At 68.0% G+C, this 1,171-nt stretch carries 2 protein-coding genes; both read right to left on the bottom strand.

Annotation, left to right across the window (positions count from 1 at the left end; all coding sequences use genetic code 11):
• Positions 1-641: FAD-binding protein (locus AWC17_RS10050; RefSeq protein ID WP_141224567.1), on the bottom strand; the 641-nt coding region annotated here is incomplete at its 3' end.
• A partial coding sequence (locus AWC17_RS10045) for a VOC family protein (RefSeq protein ID WP_208618371.1) occupies positions 638-1,171 on the bottom strand: 534 nt, incomplete at its 5' end. The genes AWC17_RS10045 and AWC17_RS10050, both read right to left, overlap by 4 nt.

Genomic DNA, 1,171 nt, shown 5'->3' with positions numbered 1-1,171 from the left:
CCGTCGGATTCGACGACCAGGCGTTGCACCCGCACGTCGTAGAGGGCGCGCGCGCCGGCCGCGGTGGCGGTCTCGACGAGGGGCTTCATCAGCATGTAGCCGGCGCTGGCTTCGCCCTGCTTCTTGTTCTGCATCTGCGGGACGTGCCCGCGCGGGGCGGGGGAGGCGATGGTGTTGAAGGGGTAGGCGTTTTCCCCGCCGCTGTACATCAGGCCCTGGTCGCCCATCGGTTCCCAGCCGGGCTCGGAGAAGAACTCGGCCTTGAACGGCACGCCGCAGCCGACCAGCCAATCGTAGTGGGCGACGCTGCCGGCGCAATAGTCGGCGATCCGGTCCTCGTCGGCGCCGGGCCCCATCGCGACGTTGAGGAACGCAGCCATGTTGTCGACGGAATCGTCGAAGCCACAAGCCTTTTGCAGTGGGGTACCGCCGCCGAGGTAGATGAATCCGCCGGCCATCGCCGCCGCGCCGCCCCAAGATCCGGTGCGTTCAAGCACCAGGGCGTCGACGCCGGAGCGCGCCGCTTCGACCGCCGCGGCGGCCCCGGCCACCCCGTAGCCCGCGATGACGACGTCGGCCTCGTCGTCCCATGACGAGATCGCGGAAGCCGGAATCGGCGTGACGTCCTGGTCGGGTGTCATAACCGCATGGCCGCGGGCATTTCGCCGACCCACTGGTGGCCCCAGTAGCTGTCAGCGGTAATTTCCTCTGCGGTGTAATAAGTTTCGTTGACACGCATGCCGTCCGTGCCGAATTCGATGTCCCAGTCACCGGGCGCGCGCACGTAGAACGACACCATCTTGTCGTTGGTGTGTCGCCCCAGGGTGGAAGACAACTGGAAGCCCTCGGCGTTCACTCGGTCCAGCGCCTGCCCGACGGCGTCGAGGCTGTCGACCTCCACCATGATGTGCACCAGTCGCGGGTCGCGCTGATGTGCGGCCGGCACGATCGCCAGGCTGTGGTGTCGTTCGTTGATGCCCAGGAAGCGGACCCGCACGGGCCCAAACTCTTTCGGCAACGGCACCCGGAACGCGCCCCGCGCGCGGAAACCCAGCACTTCGGTGTAGAAGTCGAACAGCCCGCCCGGGTCCGTCGCCGGCACCACGACGTGGCCCATGCCCTGGTCGCCGGTCACGAATCTCGCGCCGAACGGGGTGACGACCGGGCTGTG

Source organism: Mycobacterium nebraskense (assembly GCF_002102255.1).
In the GTDB taxonomy this organism is placed as follows: domain Bacteria; phylum Actinomycetota; class Actinomycetes; order Mycobacteriales; family Mycobacteriaceae; genus Mycobacterium; species Mycobacterium nebraskense.
This window is presented reverse-complemented; position numbering and strand designations above follow the sequence as displayed.